The 18,384-nt window shown below is 54.6% G+C and carries 15 protein-coding genes and 1 pseudogene; 7 read left to right on the top strand and 9 right to left on the bottom strand.

Annotation, left to right across the window (positions count from 1 at the left end; all coding sequences use genetic code 11):
- Window positions 1-282 precede the first annotated feature (282 nt).
- Both istA and istB read left to right on the top strand, forming a co-directional pair.
- Window positions 283-1,305: an IS21-like element ISPsy4 family transposase gene (gene istA, locus PCPL58_RS24755; protein WP_002551322.1), complete on the top strand. Its 1,023-nt coding sequence runs from the start codon at window positions 283-285 to the stop codon at window positions 1,303-1,305.
- Window positions 1,302-2,111: an IS21-like element ISPsy4 family helper ATPase IstB gene (istB, locus tag PCPL58_RS24750; RefSeq protein WP_005741073.1), complete on the top strand. Its 810-nt coding sequence runs from the start codon at window positions 1,302-1,304 to the stop codon at window positions 2,109-2,111. Before istA ends, istB begins: the two co-directional genes overlap by 4 nt.
- 60 nt (window positions 2,112-2,171) lie before the next feature.
- On the opposite strand, the gene PCPL58_RS24745 is transcribed toward istB, so the two are convergent.
- On the bottom strand, window positions 2,172-3,272 hold the full coding sequence (locus tag PCPL58_RS24745; RefSeq protein ID WP_065350688.1) for a hypothetical protein: 1,101 nt from the start codon (window positions 3,270-3,272) through the stop codon (window positions 2,172-2,174).
- A gap of 795 nt (window positions 3,273-4,067) precedes the next feature.
- Here PCPL58_RS24745 and PCPL58_RS24740 point away from each other — a divergent pair.
- The 3 genes from PCPL58_RS24740 to PCPL58_RS24730 all read left to right on the top strand — a co-directional run bounded on the left by PCPL58_RS24740 (window position 4,068) and on the right by PCPL58_RS24730 (window position 8,032).
- The gene (locus PCPL58_RS24740; RefSeq protein ID WP_065350687.1) at window positions 4,068-5,204 is read left to right on the top strand and encodes an SIR2 family protein; all 1,137 of its coding nucleotides are present in this window, start codon (window positions 4,068-4,070) and stop codon (window positions 5,202-5,204) included.
- Window positions 5,201-7,006, top strand: a complete 1,806-nt coding sequence (locus PCPL58_RS24735) for an ATP-binding protein (protein WP_065350686.1) — start codon at window positions 5,201-5,203, stop codon at window positions 7,004-7,006. Before PCPL58_RS24740 ends, PCPL58_RS24735 begins: the two co-directional genes overlap by 4 nt.
- A gap of 192 nt (window positions 7,007-7,198) precedes the next feature.
- Window positions 7,199-8,032: a DUF5677 domain-containing protein gene (locus PCPL58_RS24730; protein ID WP_065350685.1), complete on the top strand. Its 834-nt coding sequence runs from the start codon at window positions 7,199-7,201 to the stop codon at window positions 8,030-8,032.
- 614 nt (window positions 8,033-8,646) lie between these two features.
- Here PCPL58_RS24730 and PCPL58_RS24720 read toward each other — a convergent pair.
- From PCPL58_RS24720 to PCPL58_RS24690, 7 genes are read right to left on the bottom strand one after another with little or no spacing between them, the layout of a single operon-like run.
- Window positions 8,647-9,759, bottom strand: coding sequence for an endo-1,4-beta-xylanase (locus PCPL58_RS24720; protein WP_065350683.1), 1,113 nt, complete (start codon window positions 9,757-9,759; stop codon window positions 8,647-8,649).
- Window positions 9,759-10,502: an inositol monophosphatase family protein gene (locus PCPL58_RS24715; RefSeq protein ID WP_065350682.1), complete on the bottom strand. Its 744-nt coding sequence runs from the start codon at window positions 10,500-10,502 to the stop codon at window positions 9,759-9,761. The genes PCPL58_RS24720 and PCPL58_RS24715 overlap by 1 nt, the downstream gene beginning before the upstream one ends.
- Complete coding sequence (locus PCPL58_RS24710) at window positions 10,499-11,260, bottom strand: glycerophosphoryl diester phosphodiesterase (protein WP_003368990.1); 762 nt, start codon at window positions 11,258-11,260, stop codon at window positions 10,499-10,501. The genes PCPL58_RS24715 and PCPL58_RS24710 overlap by 4 nt, the downstream gene beginning before the upstream one ends.
- 6 nt (window positions 11,261-11,266) lie before the next feature.
- Window positions 11,267-12,373, bottom strand: a complete 1,107-nt coding sequence (locus PCPL58_RS24705; RefSeq protein ID WP_003431800.1) for an ABC transporter ATP-binding protein — start codon at window positions 12,371-12,373, stop codon at window positions 11,267-11,269.
- A complete protein-coding gene (locus PCPL58_RS24700) occupies window positions 12,370-13,263 on the bottom strand; it encodes an ABC transporter permease subunit (RefSeq protein ID WP_044310365.1) in 894 nt (297 codons plus the stop codon). Before PCPL58_RS24700 ends, PCPL58_RS24705 begins: the two co-directional genes overlap by 4 nt.
- A complete protein-coding gene (locus tag PCPL58_RS24695; protein WP_065350681.1) occupies window positions 13,260-14,153 on the bottom strand; it encodes a carbohydrate ABC transporter permease in 894 nt (297 codons plus the stop codon). Before PCPL58_RS24695 ends, PCPL58_RS24700 begins: the two co-directional genes overlap by 4 nt.
- Window positions 14,150-15,466, bottom strand: a complete 1,317-nt coding sequence (locus PCPL58_RS24690) for an extracellular solute-binding protein (protein ID WP_065350680.1) — start codon at window positions 15,464-15,466, stop codon at window positions 14,150-14,152. The genes PCPL58_RS24695 and PCPL58_RS24690 overlap by 4 nt, the downstream gene beginning before the upstream one ends.
- Before the next feature lie 165 nt (window positions 15,467-15,631).
- On the opposite strand from PCPL58_RS24690, the gene PCPL58_RS24685 reads away from it, so the two are divergent.
- Window positions 15,632-16,762, top strand: a complete 1,131-nt coding sequence (locus tag PCPL58_RS24685) for an ROK family transcriptional regulator (RefSeq protein WP_003431794.1) — start codon at window positions 15,632-15,634, stop codon at window positions 16,760-16,762.
- Window positions 16,763-16,810: 48 nt separating this feature from the next.
- Here the strand turns inward: PCPL58_RS24685 and PCPL58_RS24680 are convergent.
- A pseudogene (locus PCPL58_RS24680) lies at window positions 16,811-17,360 on the bottom strand (serine hydrolase domain-containing protein); the annotation flags it as partial.
- A 195-nt stretch (window positions 17,361-17,555) separates the two neighbouring features.
- Between PCPL58_RS24680 and PCPL58_RS24675 the strand changes: the two are divergent.
- The gene (locus tag PCPL58_RS24675; protein ID WP_065350679.1) at window positions 17,556-18,377 is read left to right on the top strand and encodes a phosphate/phosphite/phosphonate ABC transporter substrate-binding protein; all 822 of its coding nucleotides are present in this window, start codon (window positions 17,556-17,558) and stop codon (window positions 18,375-18,377) included.
- Window positions 18,378-18,384: the final 7 nt, after the last annotated feature.

Genomic DNA, 18,384 nt, shown 5'->3' with positions numbered 1-18,384 from the left:
AGCCATTAACAACGCATTTTTCGTACGTGCTATTTAAGTATGCCATGGCCTATGGCGGCCCGAAGTCAGCCCTAATTTCCCCCTAAATCTTTATCGCTAGAGAGAAATTCTCGTTAGTAAGCTATAGGCCAAAAGCAGTCAGCGACGGGTGTTAGCTTTCCCCCCAAAGGCCGCTTTGGACAGAGAATAAATCTGGTTGTCACCGCCACTGTAAAAATGACCCCCTAACGCCAACCTAGAATTGACCCCCCTGGGTAAAACTGGCGGCTTTGAGCTGCCAATATGTTGACCCAGGAGCAGTCTGTGGAAATTAAAGTGTTGGCCCGTCAGGGCCATGGCATCAAATTCATCGCCCGTGAGCTGGGTATTTCGCGTAACACCGTGCGCAAGTACCTGCGAAAGGCCCGGTCGCTACCCAGTGACAAGGTGAGACCCGCACGTCCGTGCAAAATCGACCCCTTCAAGGACTACCTGCACGAGCGTATTGAGGCGGCGCGCCCACACTGGATTCCGGCGACCGTCCTGCTGCGTGAGATCACGGCATTGGGGTACAGCGGCGGCGTCAGTCGTCTGAAGGCTTATATTCGCCCCTTCAAACGTAAGGCAGAAGAGCCGGTGGTACGTTTCGAGACACTGCCCGGCAAGCAGATACAGGTGGACTTCACCACCATTCGACGAGGCCGTCAGCCGCTTAAGGCGTTCGTGGCGACACTTGGTTTTAGTCGAGCAAGCTTTGTCCGTTTCTCCGAGCGAGAGGACAGCGAAGCCTGGCTGACAGGGCTTCGGGAGGCGTTCGCTTACTTTGGCGGCGTGCCCGAGCAGGCATTGTTTGATAACGCCGGAACCATCATCACCGAGCGAGATGCTTTTGGGGAGGGCCAGCACCGTTGGCATCCCCGATTGGCTGCGCTGGCCGATGAGTTTGGTTTTATTCCCAAGGTCTGCCGCCCTTACCGTGCCCAGACCAAGGGCAAGGTTGAGCGCTTCAACGGGTATCTGAAGGGCAGTTTCATTACCCCGTTGGCCGCTACGCTCAAGAGTGCGGGTCTGACGCTGGATGTGGTGACGGCCAACGCACATATCGGCCAATGGCTCGACGAAGTCGCTCATCAGCGGATTCACGGCACGACGGGTGTTCAACCGGCGGTACGTCTGGCCCAAGAGCAGCAGGTACTATTACCACTGCCAACACAGAGCCTGCGCCCGCAACCCGCCCAAGGCCTACGCCTGGGACGGGTCCTGCCGTACGAGAGCTTGCAGCATCCGCTGTCGGTTTATGAGCAACTGCTGGAGGTGAGAGCATGAACCTTCAACATGCTCGCCTGACAGAACTATGCAAGGGGCTAAAGCTTGAGCGCGTCGGGGTGGACTGGCCGCACCTGGCCCAACAAGCAGCAAGCGGCGAAGACAGCTTTGCCGACTTCCTCGAAAAGCTGCTGGCTGCCGAGACCGATGCCCGAAGTGAACGCTCTCGACAGGCCCTGCTGAAAACTGCCGCGCTGCCCGCTGTGAAAACGCTGGAGCAATACGACTTCGCGTTTGCCACCGGCGTCCCCCGGGCACAGCTCCAGGAGCTGGCAGCACTGAGTTTTGTTGGACGTGCCGAGAACATCGTGTTCCTGGGGCCTAGTGGTGTAGGCAAGAGCCACCTGGCTATCGCCCTGGCCTACCGGGCAGTGATGGCCGGTATCAAAACCCGCTTCGTCACGGCGGCTGACTTGATGCTGCAACTGACCGCTGCGCACCGCCAGGAACGGCTCAAGGAATACTTCAGTCGTGTGGTGATGGCCCCTGGGTTGTTGGTCATCGATGAAATCGGCTACCTGCCGTTTGGTCGTGATGAAGCCAACCTGTTCTTCAATGTTGTCGCCAAGCGCTACGAGCAAGGCAGCCTGATCCTCACGAGTAACTTGCCGTTTACCCAGTGGGCCGGAACCTTTGCGGATGATCAAACACTGACAGCGGCCATGCTGGACAGGCTGTTACATCATGCCCATATCGTGCAGATGACAGGTGAAAGCTATCGACTCAAGGACAAGCGCAAAGCAGGAACCAAATCTTCTCGGGCCGAACCGGCTCGAAAATATGAACCCGAGGGGGGTCAAAACTAAGTTGGCGATTTAGCACGGAAGGGGGTCACTTTTTAGTTGGCGTTGACATCTGGTAGCGGCTCACCACTTGCGTTCCATTGAAAGCAAATAAGAATAAGGACTATCTATTATCGTACGACGTCTCTGATTTGTTAATAAGACCGCTGATGCTGTCAGCGAGATTCCCACTCCAGCAACCAAAGCGATAGAGCTTGGAATACCTGCAAGGATTGCTGCCGAGGCTGGGGCAGCTGTGAAGAATGAAACTTTTAATAACCCGCTAAGACCCGCATCCCAACGTTGAGCCCGCAGGGACTCTCGGAGACTATGCATCGCTGGCAATACGTTGGCCTGATACTGGTCTGATACTGCTTGTCGCAACGCCTCGATAGGTACTTCTTTAGGCAAGTCCGCAGTAAGACGTGAAATTTCTCGCCGGAATACAGCCAGCTCTTCCACGTGATACTTTTTGAACTTGAGAATTTCATCCACCGAGAGATGCTCAGGCAAAGAAACTCCTTGCACCATAAGATCAATGAGCAAACTAGGGGCAACATCTGTTGGCAACGAGCGCCTCTGCCCAAACGCGTCGAACTGGCGGCCAGCGCGTCGATCGCCAGAAGTGCCAAGCGGCTTTCCCTTACGCACAGCGATTGCCAATTGGTCTGCTGCAGACGACTCGGTCACCAAGCCCAGGCCTAGTCGTTCAGCCAATTGAGAGGCGAGGAGCGTCATGTAGAAATTTGCGAAGCCAGGTGCGACGTGAAGCCAACCGTCATCATTAAGCCCACGCTCAAGTTCTGAGCGGATCATGTATGGCAGCTTTTCCGGATGAATATGAGCAAGCTCGCGCAGCTCATGGGACATCTTCTCGGGATGAATTCTACGAGTCGGGTATTTATCTGTATCAAACATTACACCGGCCGAGGCTGGGTCCGTAAGAAATTCGAGAACTTTTTCGGTGAGCTCCTCAACCTCCTCCATATCCGATGAGACACGAACGGGATTGAGTACGCCTTCATCACAAAGGGCACGAGCAAAATCATTCGAGTAAGGTTCACGATGGGAAACGGGGACTATTGTTCGGATGGAGTCCCAGAACAACACCGCACTTCGTAGCCAACGCTCATTTTTTATGTCGATGTGTGGGTAGTAAAGCGCTGTTGAGAAGGCTGTGGGCATCAGAGTTCCTCCGTGATAATTTTTGATTGACCAGCCGCAGTGCAGCTACATCAGTGTGGCATGGAACTCCCTTCGGCGTTTCCATGGCCGACGTCAGGCCGATTTCTGCCGGTGTTGACCGACCGCTTCGGGTCGATTTCAGTCTGTCGTGACCGGCAGAAAACGACCCAAAGGAGACGGTCAATCTCTGTGTCAGGTTCAATCCAGAAACGGACGTTCACCAACATCAAATCAAAAACGGCTTGAAAAGGCTCGCGGCTGGTTTGCGCTGTAATTGCCAAATCAAAACCCTGTTATCACCCGATAGATGGGTAACACGCGCCCTTGGAAACATTTGTGCTCGTGAAGTAAGTCATCCTTTATCGCGCGTTGACACGCTCCACACCCTAAGCGTAGCCAGATCCAGTTTTCCCTGGCATCCCTTCCAAGCAAAACCCTACTGACTTTATCGGCTCTTGGAGTGGACAGCGTGCTGGCGAAATACTAGCTTGCTAGGGATAAGTGCCCCGTCAAGCCAACCGTCGAGCCGAACAAATGGAATCCGGGTGCGAAGAGGGAATTTCTTGATGGAACAACATCACGGCTTAAGCTGCGGACGTTGCTATAAAACGTCTTCAGGTGACGATCTTTCATTTCTGGTTTTGAGCGCCCTCAACGGGCGGTCGGTTAAGTGCTGCCGAAATCGTCACAGTGACGACCCTTCATGCATACAAAGACCGAAAGACAGCCCCCCTAGAACTGGGATTCCTAGCCGGAAACATTGCCATATGTGCAAGTTCAACCAACGGAGCCATTATGTTCGAATCAATTGACCCATTGGATGCCTATAACAAAAATGTGAATATTCTAATCGGCTCAGGGGCGTCGGCGGATTTATTCCCAACCTTGGCACTAGAAATTAAAGACGCCACCGGCGGGTGGGAAACGATTGAGACGCTAGCTACAAAGTTCGAGCATTATCCAGAAAAGCGTACAGCCCTATTCATGCATTATTACAACACATGTATCTTTCCCGTTCAGACATTTTCCCCTTCGGCAGTTCACACTACCAAAGGCATGGAGAATCTTTTGAATTATCAGGCGCTCATGAAAACTCTGCTAGGCTTTCTTGATCGACGAAAGGAACTAAATCGTAAGATCAATATTTTTACTACCAACTATGATGGGTGCCTCGCCCATAGCGCGGACCAAATTCAAGCGCAAGGGACGTATGATTTTGTAATCAATGATGGCACGTCCGGGTTTCATAAGAAATATCTACATGCGAAAAATTTTAATACATTTCAATGTCAAACAGGAGTTTTTGAACGAGCCAGCTATGGAGTTCCTCAACTAAATATCATCCATCTGCACGGATCTGTTTACTGGTCGAAACACGCAGATAAAATTGAGGTTAGCTATGCTAATCAATTTAACCATCTGCTCACTGCAAGGGCAATTAGCAAGATCAGTCCATTCTCCAGCTACTTAGGCACCCCGGGCGGGTCTACCGCACGCGTCCCAAATGTGAAATTCACTAGTGAGCAAATCGCTAAATTTTGGCAGGCATACAATAAGTTACCTATCGTCAACCCAACAAAATGGAAATTCCACGAAACCGTATTTGAAGAGCATTATTACCAGATGCTTCGATTGCTGAGCTATGAGCTTGAAAAGCCGAACTCGATCCTTATTACTTTTGGCTTCTCATTTGCTGATGAGCACATCCTTAAGTTGGTTCAGCGCTCGCTCGTAAACCCTCAACTCCAGACGTTCATTTGCTGCTATAGCTCGGGTAGCGCAGCCTCGATGCGGAAAGAATTTCAGCAATGGAGGAATGTAACTGTAATCGGTCCGCCAGAGGGCGTCAAAATGGATTTTTCCAACTTCAACAAGTACGTGCTTTCGCTCAAGCCACAAACTTATATCCCGCCAGAGGACGATCTCGTATGAGTATTGTCGTTGGTGAGGTTATTGCCGTGTCGGGTGTTAGGATTTCTCTTCGTATTTTCGAGGACTCCAGCCACGAGACCATTTTTTACGACGGGATGAAATATCGGGGGGTGTCATTAAGAGAACACCTCCTTATTCAGCGAGGATTCATTGATATTGTCTGTTTAGTTGAGGGCGAATACCTAGATGAAAAAAAGCTCGATGTAGAAGCCGAAAAAACCATATACGTTCGTAAGGTCGACGTTAGACCCATAGGGTATGTTGTTGATGACACGTTCTATGAGGGCGTGAAATACATGCCCATGATCAGAGACCAGGCATTCCTACTAAGCGTATCCATGGTCAGCAAAATCTATGGGACCGAAGGAGATAGCAATTTTTCCATAGGTGCCATGCTAAAGGAGGATGTATCAATAAATCTGCCATGGGCCAAGATCTTCAATGGCCATCTTGGCATTTTTGGCAATACAGGGAGCGGCAAATCCAACACTCTCGCCCAACTGTACACCACTTTATTTAGAGAAAAGTTAGACGGACTGAAGAGCAAAAGCCAATTTGTTATCATAGATTTCAATGGTGAATACACTGAAGGGCAAATCCTTCCTGCCAAAGATAAACAAATCACAGTATTAGATACCAAACGAGGTGGGAAACAATTCATGATCGAAAGCATCCATTTTTGGGATGCGCAGACACTTAGCCTACTATTCCAAGCTACGACCAATACTCAACAGCCTTTTCTTAGGCGGGTAGTGAGTGGCAGAGATAGATTTAAAGATATCCCTCTGGCTAACTACTTTATGAAAACGTTTCAAAAAGTTTTCAGTGCAAGCGAGCCCAAATCTGACGCGCTTGAACTGACTAGAGAAATTGCTAGGTTGGTGTGCTGTGAGGAACTGGAGAAGCATCTCGCAAAAATAAAGTATAACGCCTCAAAGAAGTATTTTTTTCTAGATGGCCATTATTATGACTCTGACGGCAAAAGCTATGCTGCATTTTTAAAGCCGTTATTGGAAGCACACTTGGACTTGAGCGACCTCGATCAATTTGATGAGCTTATTGTGCGCTGCTATCTTCAGCTCTGCTTGGATGTGCTCTTGGGCTATGCGCAATACGAGCATATCCAACCAGTCCTGTCACGTGCCAAATCTTCTATTGATTCCCTTCGGAAAGTAATAAAAATCGTTGATGCGCCAACACCACGTCATCTACTCCATGTGATTTCACTGAAAAAATGCAACAATGAAATCAAGAAGCTCCTTCCCATTCTTATCGCCAAGAATTTCTACATCAATCACAAGGAGTCGGAAACTTTAAGAAGCCCACCAACGCAAACATTGCATTTAATTATTGATGAAGCCCACAATATACTGTCGGAACAGTCCACGCGAGAACACGAGATATGGAAAGACTATCGCCTGGAACTATTCGAGGAAATAATTAAAGAGGGGCGAAAGTACGGTGTATATCTAACACTTTCGAGTCAGCGACCAGCCGATATTTCTCCCACTATCGTTTCACAAATTCACAATTTTTTTATTCACCGTTTGGTCAATGAACGTGACCTCATGCTTTTGGACAATACCATCAGTACGTTAGACTCGTCCTCGAAGGCATTGATACCCACTCTTGCCAAAGGCTGTTGTGTGGTTACTGGTACAGCATTTGACATCCCCATGATTCTTAAAGTTGACCCATTGGTCAAGGCGCATCGGCCTGCCAGCGATGATGTCAATCTTGAGGAGTTATGGGCTAACCCGAAATCTTCACCGGATATCCTTATGGCTCCTTTACCTGACTGATAGCACTCTTACTAAAAATGAAGGACGGTCGAATCGACGCCAGTTTTGTAGATGTATTGAGTGTCTGCTTCTGGCCGTTTTCCGCCTTTCGTCACCAGCAGCAATGGGTTGATTTCCGCCTGACGCGATCGGTGAAAACGGTAATGAACGGGCCCTTGATGTACCAATTTCGTTTTATTTTTCGGGTGAATTATGAGCTGGGACGCCGACCTTTCCAAACTTATGAACTTATGTTTTCTTTTAATAGAATCCGAAAATGGTAAACAGCTGCTTCCTGGATGCGAATGGAAAAATGACGCTCAAGTTTTAGGCGTTAAAATTTTTAGGCATATCGCAACGGCTCAGCAGGTTAGCGCGGGAATTGGCTTTGAATTTGGTGCAGGACAGGTCTTTTCTCATATCGATCACTCTTCAGTTGCAGTGATCGTTAGAGCTGCCATCGAATCATATTTGGCTTTTAACTATATATTCGTGAATCAAGAGGAGAATTTGTCCATTTATCGACATAAGCTTTGGCGTCGATCCGGGCTTATAGACAGAAGTAAGATATTAGCCAATACTCCAGAGAGTAAAAATGTTCTTTTGCAGGAAGCTGAGTCCATAAAACAACTTTATAACGAAATCACTAGCAGCCTCTACTACCAAAAAAGCAATCGTGACGAAAGAAAAGAAATTGACAAAGGTAATTGGAAGCCAAAGGGAGGCTGGCATGCTATTACTTATAAGACCGACATTCACCAACGTTACTTTAGTGATATTTATAATCACTTAAGCGGGCATTCACATGCTAGCTTTATAAGTGCGCTTCAAATTAGAGACGCATGGAATATCGAACAGCAAGCTATGCTGGCGGGAGCTGCCCGCCAAATACTATGCATGGTGATTTCGCACTTTTTATTTTCCTACGCACAATTGTTCCCCGGCGCAAAAATAGTAATGGCATCAAACCCTGAACTAACTGAAATCGCGGACGGATGGCACATACATAAAAAGGAAGTGGCTGCGATTTATGGTCCTATTCAGTAACGTCCATAGCTGACCGATGAAAACCATCTAAGCAGCTCAGAGATAGCGATTCTGGCATCGCTCCGTGCATAGACTGCTTTCTGCCGTTTTCTGCCGGTTATGGTCACAAAGCGTGCTGGTCAAATTCGATGCAGTCGGTGGCCAGAACGAAATAAATGGTCAAGTTGAACGCAAGCGGGTGGTCAAGTGGAGTGCGACTTCGCAGCAATGACATCGCTGTGCCGTAGCTCAGAAGCGACCAAATATGGGTCTGCCGTTCGTCGCCTTTTTTGACGGGGTTCGCTGCTTGGAGCACGGAGTTAGTCGCAGGGGATTTTGTAAAGTTTGGGATGATAAATTGGTGAAACTAGGCAGAAGATTTACAAAAAAGTATACAAAATCAACGCTAACTTGAGTGGAATGTGTCGCGAGATGCCGTATTTGGGGGGGGGGAACCCGCTCATCCGCCAGAATCCAGAGGTTTCTGGTGTTCATAACCTTTTTAGGATGTAGCCGGAACCTGCTGTTCAGGTCCAGAGCAGGAGCCCCCTTTTATCGGGGGCTTCGTCGTTTTCAGGCGTCAGAAAGCGCTGAACCGCTCTGGCGATACTGCTGCCATGAAGGCTGCTATGCGCCTAAAACCGCGCATCCTTCTGTGTTTGCGCGTTTTCGAAACAATGCGCGATCACCCAGCTCGCCGGCTTCACCTCACCTCGTGGGCCAAACGCCAATGCCCGCTGTGCCAACGGCCCGTTGCTGGCCGTGGCACCGGCAATATGCGGGCTGTCCCAAACACCCCACGTAACAACGGTAGATACCGAGCGCGTGGCAAGCACCACGTCGAGATACCGCTTATAAGTCGCTGCAACTGATCCATCACGATCTGCGGTGGACCCCGTCAAGTGGCTGTCGTCGACGTCGAGTTCCGTGATGTGGATCGACAACCCCATATCACGCACTGCCAGAATAAAGCGAGACAGGCCCGGACCAAATGTGTCGCCTGTACGCAGGTGGGACTGAATGCCAAGGCCGTGTATGGGAATGCCCCGCTGCTTGAGCCCGCGCAGCAGGGCGAGCACGGCAGTACGTTTGCTTTCGCCGTAATGGGTATCCTTTTCCAGGCCGTAATCGTTGTAGCAGAGCAGGGCGTCCGGGTCAGCCTTGTGCGCAGCCTTGAAGGCTATGTCCAGATAGCGAGGCCCGAGCATCTGATACCAGAATGAATTGCGCAGCCCGTCAGGCTGGCCGTCCTCCAGCTGGATGGCTTCGTTGACGACGTCCCATGCGCTGATGAGGCCGCGATAATGGCTGGCGACGGTACTGATGTGCGCCGTCAGCACTGCTTCGGCGTTCATCGGGGTGATGGTGTGGTGAACCCAGTCGGGTAAGGAGCGATGCCAGCAGAAGGTGTGGCCGCGCATACGCTGGTCATGCGCTTTCGCAAACGCCGCGATTGCGTCGGTGGGCGCGAAGTTGTAACGGTCTGGTTCGGGGTGGACAGTCTGCCACTTCAAAGCATTTTCTGGCACAACGATGCTGGCCTGACGGGCGACCAGCTGCCGATAGGCCGCATCGTCATTCAGCTTTGCCGGATCAATCGCAAAGCCGAACCGGATACCTTTCTCGGCGGCAGGCTGGCGCAATGCGGGAAAGGTTTCTGCCGCCAGCAGCCTGCTGTTGACGAAGGGCAGGCATGCCAGCAGGCGGACAAACGCAGTCAGAAAACTGCGTCGACTAGCCCGGAGCATTACGCACCAAAAATCTCCATCAACTCCTCACGGCCTACCATCACCGTCATCGAGCCTTGTTTCTGCTCGCCCTCAATCGTGCACAACAACCCGGCTTCCCGGCAGATCACTGCGCCTGCTGCGATGTCCCACAGGCTGGTGAATTTCTCCATGTAGCCGTCTGTCTGCCCCAAAGCGGCGAACGCCAGGCCGATGGTGGCGCAGCGATAACCGGCGAGGCCCCAGCCCTGTCGGCGCAGGCTCAGGTGCAGTTTGCCCATCTCTTCGGCGTCCCAGCGGGTGTTTTCGCCGACGCCGGCGATGCGCAGGTGCTCGGGTGGTTGAGGGCGGACAAAAGGGACGCCGTTGCGCAGCAAGCCATCACCCGTGCGGGCTGCCAGGGTGTAGCCCAGTGCCGGGTAGGCGACGACGCCGATTTCGGACTCGCCTGCCGACATATACGCTACCGCGATCCCCCACAATGGGGTGCCGCGCAGGTAGTTGCCGGTGCCGTCAATGGGGTCGATGACCCAGCCGTCGGTGATGAATTCGCCGCCCATTTCTTCGCCCAGGATTGTATCGTCGGGGAAGTGTTTGCTCAGTTCTGCACGCAGCAGTTGTTCCACTTCAAAGTCGGCGCGGGAGACGAGGTCTTGCGCGCTTTTGGTGGTGATGTCGAGGGTGTGGCGGTCGTTAAAATACGCCATGGCCAGGCCAGTGGCCTTTTCTACAGCTTGCATGGCGACGCTGAGTCGGTTGTTCATTGCAGACAGCCTCCGTTCGGCAGGTTCAACAGGTCCGGGTAATCACTGAGAATCGACTGTGCGCCATGTTCCAGCAGGTAGTGCGCACGTTTCGGGCTGTTGATGGTAGCCACGGCGAATTCGACGCCGCTGCTTTTCAGGCGAACAAGGTGATGGTCATCGAGCATATCGTCAAGTACGTGAAGTATTCGGCAGTCATATTCGGCCAACAGCGCGACCGGGTCGGCAGGCGCCACCACGGATGCGATAGCCAGCGGTACATCGTTCCACAAGCGTCGCGCGGCCGTTAGTGAGCGCACCGAAAAGCTGGAGACGAACAACCGATCGTTGTCGGCGGGCCACAGATTTTTGAGGATCGGCATCACCACTTCCGCCGTCTCGACATCGTCGCCAATGGTCGGCTTGAGTTCGACCTGCAAGCCCAGGTTGAGGCGCAGCGCACAGGCCACGATCTCTTCGAAGGTCGGCACCTGCAGGCCGGCGAATTCAGGCGCGAACCAACTGCCGGCGTCCAGCATGCGGATAGCTTGCAGCTCATGCAGCACGACGGCGCCACGGCCGTTGGTGGTGCGGTCCAGCAAGTCGTCATGAATCACGACCGGCTGGCCATCACGGGTCAGCTTCACGTCGATCTCGACCCACTCGGCGCCGCATTCGGCAGCTTTTTCCAGGGCCAGCAGAGTGTTTTCCGGCACGTAAGCCTTGGCACCGCGATGGGCAATCAGGGACGAGCGGACGAGGGGAGCAGGTTTGAGCATGGCGGGTCACTTGGTGGTGTGGGAGAAGGTCACGAGCTGGCGCTGGCCGGTCTCGATATCGAACAGCAAGGGCGTGGAATTGATCGCGAGTCGAACCTGGGTGCCGGGTATCTGATGTTGCCGTCCGGCGAGGCTGACAACGCAGCGCGTTCCAGCCAGTTGGCAATACAGCAGCGTGTGGCTACCCAGATTCTCCGATGACTCGACTGTGGCAGTGACGCCTTCCTGGTCGAGCATGAAGGTCTCGGGGCGCAGGCCCATCAGCCATTTGCCGGTCCGGTTGCTCGCAATACCGAGCTTGATGGGCAAACGCTGCCCATCGGCGAGGAGCAAAATCCTGTCGTCGAGGCAATGCACCGGCAGCAGGTTCATGGGCGGCGTGCCGATGAAGCTGGCAACGAATGTGCTGGCGGGTTGATCGTAGATCTCGGCGGGCGTGCCGATCTGCTCGACACGGCCCTTGTCGAGAATCACCACGCGCTCGGCGAGGGTCATGGCTTCGGTCTGATCGTGGGTGACATACAGGATCGTCGCGCCGGTCTGCCGGTGCAGGCTGCGAATCAACAGACGCATTTCATGACGCAGCGCGCTGTCCAGATTGCACAGCGGCTCATCGAACAGCAGCACCGGCGGTTTGCGGATCAACGCCCGACCGATGGCGACGCGCTGGCGCTGGCCGCCGGAAAGTTCTCCAGGCTTGCGTTGCAGCAGTTCCTCCAGGCCCAGTGAGGCGGCGCACTCGCGGATGCGCTGCTCGCGTTCCTTGCGTGTAACCCGCGCCAGCTTGAGCGCGTAGCCGATGTTGTCGGCCACGCTCATGTGCGGGTAGAGCGCGTAGTTCTGAAACACCATGGCGCAGCCGCGTTCCTTGGGCGGCAGGCGCGTAACGTCGCGGCCGCCCATGAGAATCTGCCCTTGGCTGACCTCTTCCAGCCCTGCCACCATGCGCAGCAGCGTGGACTTGCCACACCCGGACGGGCCAAGGATCACGTTGAGCTCGCCCGCCTTGAAAACCAGGTCGAGCCCGTGAAGGATGGGGTCTGTGCCATAGGTTTTGTGCAGGCCTTTGAGGACAATATCCGGCGCGCAGGTAATAGGGGTGAGCGCGTTCATTTACCGACTCCAATCAGGCCTTTGACAAACCATCGCTGCATGAGCGCAATGACGAGGATGGGCGGCAGCATGCTGACCACAGCAGCGGCCATCAGCAGGTTCCACTCGGGGACCTGAGTTGCATCGGTCGGCAGGAAACTGGCGACGCCCAGCACCAGCGTGCGCATGTCCTCGCGATTGGTTGCGACCAGCGGCCACAGGTAATCCTTCCAGGCGCCGATGAACACCAGCGTGCCGAGCGCTGCAAAGTTGGTCTTCGACAATGGCAGCAGGATGTCGATGAAGAACCGCCAGGGCCCGGCACCGTCCATCCGTGCGGCTTCGACCAGCTCAGCAGGCAGCGTCTGGTAGAACTGTCGGAACAGGAAGGTGCCGGTCGCCGAGGCAATCAGCGGCAGGGCGAGGCCGGGGTAGCTGTCGAGCAAATTGATGGTCGGCAGCGGCAGCCACTGAATGCCCAGCCAGTGCAACAGGCTGCGCACGGGGCCGAACAGATCGCTGGCCACTGCATACGTGGGGATGATCCGTACTTCCAGCGGCAGCAATAGCGCCCCCAGCACGGCGAAGAAAATCACCGAACTGTAGCGGCTGCGGAAGTACACCACGGCAAAGGCTGTCAGCGCCGAGAGCGTCAGCTTGCCGATCACCACCAGTGTGGCGACCAGCAGGCTGTTGCCCAGCAGGCGCAGCAGATCGAGACGCCGGGTGACCTGCTGCAGATTCTCCAGCAGTTGGTCGCCGGGAATCACCGCCAGACCGTGGGCGAACAGTTGTGGGTTGCTGACGGTCGCCGAGCAGACCGCCATGTACAGCGGGCCCAGCGCGAACACCAGCCCCAGAGTCAACAGCAGGTAAGCACCTGCGTTGAACAGCCGGTTATGCTCGATCATGCTTTCACCCCGCGGCGCTGGAAGCGCGACAGGAGTTTGAATTGAGCGATGCTCAGCGCCACCACCGCGAGCAGCATGAGCACTGACAGGGTCGATGAGCCTGCCAGGTCCAACCCCATGAACCCGTCGGTGTAAATCTTGTAGGCCAGCACATTGGTGGTGTCGCCAGGTCCGCCTTGGGTGAGGGTGTCGACCAGGCCGAAACTGTTCGACAGGCTTTCCAGCAGGTCGATGACAAACACGAACAACAGATAGGGCGCGATCAGGGGCAGTTGTATGTCGAGCATGCGCCGCAATGGACCTGCGCCATCCAGTGCTGCAGCGGCGAGGTAGTCGTCGGGCACCGATTTCAGGCTGGCGACCAGCATCACGAAGTTGAACGGCACCAGGCACCAGGCATACGCCACGATCAGCAACAGCATGCTCTGTATCGGGCTGGAGTAGGGCGCCCAGGTGCCGGGTGCAATCGCGTTGAGCCAGGCGAAAATACCCATCACCGGATTGGCCAGCACATGAAAGACGATACCGATGGTTGCGCCCGATACCGCGTAGGGCCAGATCAGCAGGTTGCGAAACACGGCGTTGCCGCGCAGTTTCAGTTCCAGGCATAGCGCAAGCACCAGCGCGATGAGGATCGAAAGCACGACGCTCGATAAGCTGAACACCAGCGTCGAGCCCAGCGACGTCAGCACGCCGGGGTCTTTCAGCACACGCCAGTAGTTGCTCAGGCCAACGAAGATTTCATTACCGCCGAAAGGTGGCACCAGATGAAACGACCACCAGATGGCCTGGATCGCAGGCCAATAGAAGAACAGGCCGAGCGCCAGCAGTTGCGGCAGGGCGAACAGTAACGCCAGACGTGGCTGTGGGAAATGCGCACGCGGTTTCATGGCGTTGCCTCGTTTGAGTCGTTGCTGGCCTGGGCCTGATGCATCTGTTGAAACAGCCCCAGCAGCTGGTTGGCCCGCAGCGTCGTCTGGCGCAGGGCCAGATCGATGCTCTGGCGACCCGCGAGCGCGTTCTCCATTTCCTGCGACCAGATCAGGCGCATCAGCGTGATAAAACCGCAGCGCAAAGGCGCGGAGGGCTGACCGTCGATATCGGTCAGCGCTGCCAGTCCGACCGTCATTGCCGATGGCTCGCTGGCTGCGGATTGCAAGCGTGCGGCGGCAGCCTGAGTAACAGGCAGGTAGCCCGTTCGTGCGCTGAACATCAACTGATTGTCCGGTTGCAGCACGAATGCCAGAAATTCCGACACCAGTCGGTAATCCCTCACGGAATGCCCGCGCATCACCCACAGCGAGGAGCCTCCGGGGACATTGGCGCGTCGTTGGGTACCCGCGTAAATCGGCAGTGCCGTGACCTGAATATCGGATTCGGGCGTGCTGTGCACAACATTCCACGCCCCGGTGGAGTCGATCAGCATGGCGCAGTCGTCGGTGGCAAACGCCAGTGCCTGCTGTCCGCTGCGGGTTGCATCCTCATGGACCACCAGACCTTCACGGGCCCATTGCGCGAGGTCTTTCATGAGACGCAGATGGGAGCCTTCGTCGAATTGATAACGGTCACTGCCTGCGGAGCGAACAGCAACGGCGGTGCCTTGCGCTGCGCTGGTCTGCTCCAGCCAGATCCAGGGCGCAAACGCGCTGACGACCGGGCATTTCTGGCCGCTTTTCTTAAGGGCTCGCAAGGCATCCGCAAAAGCTTCCCACGTAGCGGGTGGCGCACTGATCCCGGCAGCGGCCAGCGCATTTCTGTGCGTGTAGAGCACGGCTGTGGACGCCGCAAAAGGCTGCGCCGCGAGTGTGCCGTGATCGTCGGCGTAGTAGCGCCGCAAGGCTGGCAGAAAGGTGTCGTCGGGATAGGCCCTGTGATGATCGGCCATGATCGCCTCGACAGGTCGGGTGGCACCGCCCAAGAGCATGTCAGGCGTGGCGACGTCGTAAATCTCCACCAGTGCCGGGCCTATTCCCGCCCGGTAAGCGGCGACGGTTTTCTGCAGCGTCTGCTCATAGCTGCCCTGGCGAATGCAGTGCAGACGATCCTCTTCCTCGCGTTGCGCATTGAAGCTTCTGCACAAGTCCGCGATGGCACTCCCGGCCGCGCCACTGTGGCTGTACCAGAACTCGGCCGGTGCGGCGAAGGTGTGTGCAGCGAGCGACAGCAGGGCCAGTGTGGAAAATAGCTTACGGATGGAAGGCATGAGAACACTCACAAGAACTCAATGCCATTTAATACAGGTTGTGTGTAGTATTTGTGACCTGCGCGACTTTTATTAAATTTTCATGATTGAAGTGTGCAATGGATGGTGGGCGATACACTGCTTCACGCGCCGACTGTTTTAATCCTCCTATGATTTGAAGATTCCATGCCTCTCGACCTCGACACGCCACTTGATTCGCATCAACCGTTGAGCCTCAATGAACGCAAGCTGCTGGACATCCTTCGTCGTCGAGGCGCGATCACCCGTGCCACGGTTTCGACCGAGATGGACCTGGCTCAACAGTCGGTGCACCGGCTTATCGAAGAACTGATCAGCCGTGGTCTGCTGCGCAGCGGTGAGCGCGTCAAAAACGGTCGCGGCCAACCCAGCCCGCGGATCGAACTGATCAACGAAGCGGTGTATGCCATCGGCGTATCGATCAACACCGACTCGGCAGTGGTCTGCGTCGCCGATTTGGGCTGCAATGTGCTGGAACAGGTCACCCTACGCACGCCGCCGTTAAGCCGCAACAGCACCCTGGATTCGCTGGAAAAGACCATCGAACGCATGCTTCAGCGCAACGGCATCGAAGTGCAACGGGTCGTCGGCATGGGCTTCGCGATTGCCGGCTTTTTTCTCGAGAACCGCCAGATCAATGCGCCTGAACCGCTGCGCGACTGGTCATTGATGGACCTGCAACCGGTGCTGGAAGAACGATTCGGCATGCCGGTCTGGCTGGAAAACAACGCCACCACCGCAGCCATCGGCGAAAGCCTGGTCGGTGTGGGCGCCTGGGCCAGCAACTTCATCTACCTGTCATTCAACTTCGGCTTCGGCGCGGGCGTCGTGATTAACGGCAAGCCGTACTTCGGCAGCCACGGCAACGCAGGCGAGATCACCCTCTACAACGACGAAGAATCGATAAACCGTCCGGCTCTGCGTTACTTGCTCGAAGACCTGCATCAGAGCGGCGTGCAGGTCGACTCGATCGAAGACCTGCGCTCGCGCTTCGACCTCGACTGGCCCGGTGTGGATACCTGGCTGACACGCGTCAAGCCCACCCTGGATCGTCTGGTCAACGCACTGGCCGGGTTGTTCGATCCGCAGGCCGTGGTGTTTGGCGGGCAATTACCGCCCGAATTGGGAAAACGCCTGATCGCCGCGACGACTTTCTGGGGCACCCATCGCTACAACTCCCCACCGCCTCGGCCGCAGTTATTGCTGAGCGAGACGAATGGCGATGCGGCGGCTCTGGGGGCGGCGTTGGTGCCGTTGAAAGAGCGGTTTTTTGTTTGATCTGTCGTCAGTATCGAGTCGAAGCGGGCATTCAACGCATGATGACATCTACGCCAAAAGCATTTTGACGCCCTCAGCCCTTCTGTCTTAGAGCTTGCATCAGTTGCTCAACGACGGTGGCTTCAACGGCACCTTCAGTGGCGTCCGCATCAAAAGCAGCGCAGCAAGCCGATGCGTCGCCATCGCCGATGCGATAGACAGCAATGACGCTGCCTGGCCCGCAGCCTGTGTGCCCAGCTAGAGAATGCCCGCCGTCAATCGAACCTTGCATCAAGCCGAGGCCATAGCCCGGCGTGATCCATGGGCGCCCTGAAATCGGGCCGCCTAGTGTTCGTGCTGTCTGCATTTCCTGAAGCAAGCCTGCGCAGAGGAGCTCTGCACTGAGAAGTCGGTCCAGAAATAGCGCTGCTTGAGAAATCGGACCTATCAACAAGCCGTGGTAAACCCAGGCGGGGTCATCATTCGAGGTACTTCCCAGAGGGATCGTTTGTAGGTCGGCTCGCGCTTTAGCAAAGCGAACGTTCGAGATACCCAGAGGGGCAAGAGCACGTTGAATCACTGCATCATCAAGCGTCAGATCGGTCAGTCGTTCAATGAGCTCTCTGCGGCGGGGGCAGGCAGGTGCGTTGGCTGGCCATTAACATTTATTCATGCAATCGGTGCTTAAGATTCAAGAAGCTCGGCCGATTATACGATATTGCTGAAATTAAGTTGGCTCTAATCATCGTTGAATAAGCCGTTATTGTACAGTCGGAGTTGACAAGTGAAGTTACGCCTGAGCTGCAAAGCTATAATGATCGCCCTGTCGTTTGCCTTGTCGAATGTGGCGATTTCTGAAGAGCTTAAAGTGTACAACTTTTCGCCCGTCAATCAGTACAATCTTAATCTTTCAGCCAGCTTTTGGAATCCAATCATAAAGTATGTGTCCGAAAAAAGCGGCGTGACTCTTACGCTGAAGTTAGGGCGAACGTCCTCTGATACAACGAGTTATGTGCTCGCCCAAGAAGTTGATTTCGCTTTTACCAATCATCTGTTTAGCCCGGAACGCGACAAGATGGGCTGGAAGGTGTTTGGTCGCCGTGACGCGCCTGCGCTTGAGGGGCAAATCGTGGTGCCTGCCGACTCGCCAATTCATAGCCTTTCGGAGCTGGAGGGCAAGGAAGTCGTGTACCCGGGACCGGAAGCGTTCATTGCTTATAAAGTCACAAGCTCGGAATTGGTCAAGAAGGGGATCAACACGTCTACTGTGTTTGCAGGGAACATGGACGGTGCTTTCAGCCAACTCCTCAGTGGTAAGGCTCAAGCGATGGGAGCCAATTCACAGCTGGTAAGTGGCTACACGGAGAGAGAAGGGAAGTCGTTCCGCGTACTGTGGAGTTCAGCCTCGTTCAATGATTTGGCCCTCATGGCATCCCCTCGGGTTTCTAAAAAAGAACGTGATGCGGTCGCCAACGCATTTTTTAATATGCAAAACGATCCCGACGGTAGCAGGGTTCTTCGTGAGGCGACCGAGCTGGTCCATGCACCGGCACCGATTACCTTCATTCCTGCGACGGAAGCGGATTATGCGTCCTATCGTGATTTTTATAACAGTTTGCCAGCAAACCTTAAGTAAATAATTT

It is taken from the genome of Pseudomonas cerasi (genome assembly GCF_900074915.1).
In the GTDB taxonomy this organism is placed as follows: Bacteria; Pseudomonadota; Gammaproteobacteria; order Pseudomonadales; family Pseudomonadaceae; genus Aquipseudomonas; species Aquipseudomonas cerasi.
This window is presented reverse-complemented; position numbering and strand designations above follow the sequence as displayed.

What these genes read in the sequence shown, in the direction of transcription:
- PCPL58_RS24675 (WP_065350679.1), top strand. Translation starts at nt 17,556, where the DNA reads ATGATCGCCCTGTCGTTTGCCTTGTCGAATGTGGCGATTTCTGAAGAG.
- PCPL58_RS24745 (WP_065350688.1), bottom strand. Translation starts at nt 3,272, where the DNA reads ATGCCCACAGCCTTCTCAACAGCGCTTTACTACCCACACATCGACATA.
- PCPL58_RS24710 (WP_003368990.1), bottom strand. Translation starts at nt 11,260, where the DNA reads ATGCTCAAACCTGCTCCCCTCGTCCGCTCGTCCCTGATTGCCCATCGC.
- PCPL58_RS24735 (WP_065350686.1), top strand. Translation starts at nt 5,201, where the DNA reads ATGAGTATTGTCGTTGGTGAGGTTATTGCCGTGTCGGGTGTTAGGATT.
- PCPL58_RS24700 (WP_044310365.1), bottom strand. Translation starts at nt 13,263, where the DNA reads ATGATCGAGCATAACCGGCTGTTCAACGCAGGTGCTTACCTGCTGTTG.
- PCPL58_RS24685 (WP_003431794.1), top strand. Translation starts at nt 15,632, where the DNA reads ATGCCTCTCGACCTCGACACGCCACTTGATTCGCATCAACCGTTGAGC.
- PCPL58_RS24690 (WP_065350680.1), bottom strand. Translation starts at nt 15,466, where the DNA reads ATGCCTTCCATCCGTAAGCTATTTTCCACACTGGCCCTGCTGTCGCTC.
- PCPL58_RS24695 (WP_065350681.1), bottom strand. Translation starts at nt 14,153, where the DNA reads ATGAAACCGCGTGCGCATTTCCCACAGCCACGTCTGGCGTTACTGTTC.
- PCPL58_RS24740 (WP_065350687.1), top strand. Translation starts at nt 4,068, where the DNA reads ATGTTCGAATCAATTGACCCATTGGATGCCTATAACAAAAATGTGAAT.
- PCPL58_RS24720 (WP_065350683.1), bottom strand. Translation starts at nt 9,759, where the DNA reads ATGCTCCGGGCTAGTCGACGCAGTTTTCTGACTGCGTTTGTCCGCCTG.
- istA (WP_002551322.1), top strand. Translation starts at nt 283, where the DNA reads ATGTTGACCCAGGAGCAGTCTGTGGAAATTAAAGTGTTGGCCCGTCAG.
- istB (WP_005741073.1), top strand. Translation starts at nt 1,302, where the DNA reads ATGAACCTTCAACATGCTCGCCTGACAGAACTATGCAAGGGGCTAAAG.
- PCPL58_RS24730 (WP_065350685.1), top strand. Translation starts at nt 7,199, where the DNA reads ATGAGCTGGGACGCCGACCTTTCCAAACTTATGAACTTATGTTTTCTT.
- PCPL58_RS24715 (WP_065350682.1), bottom strand. Translation starts at nt 10,502, where the DNA reads ATGAACAACCGACTCAGCGTCGCCATGCAAGCTGTAGAAAAGGCCACT.
- PCPL58_RS24705 (WP_003431800.1), bottom strand. Translation starts at nt 12,373, where the DNA reads ATGAACGCGCTCACCCCTATTACCTGCGCGCCGGATATTGTCCTCAAA.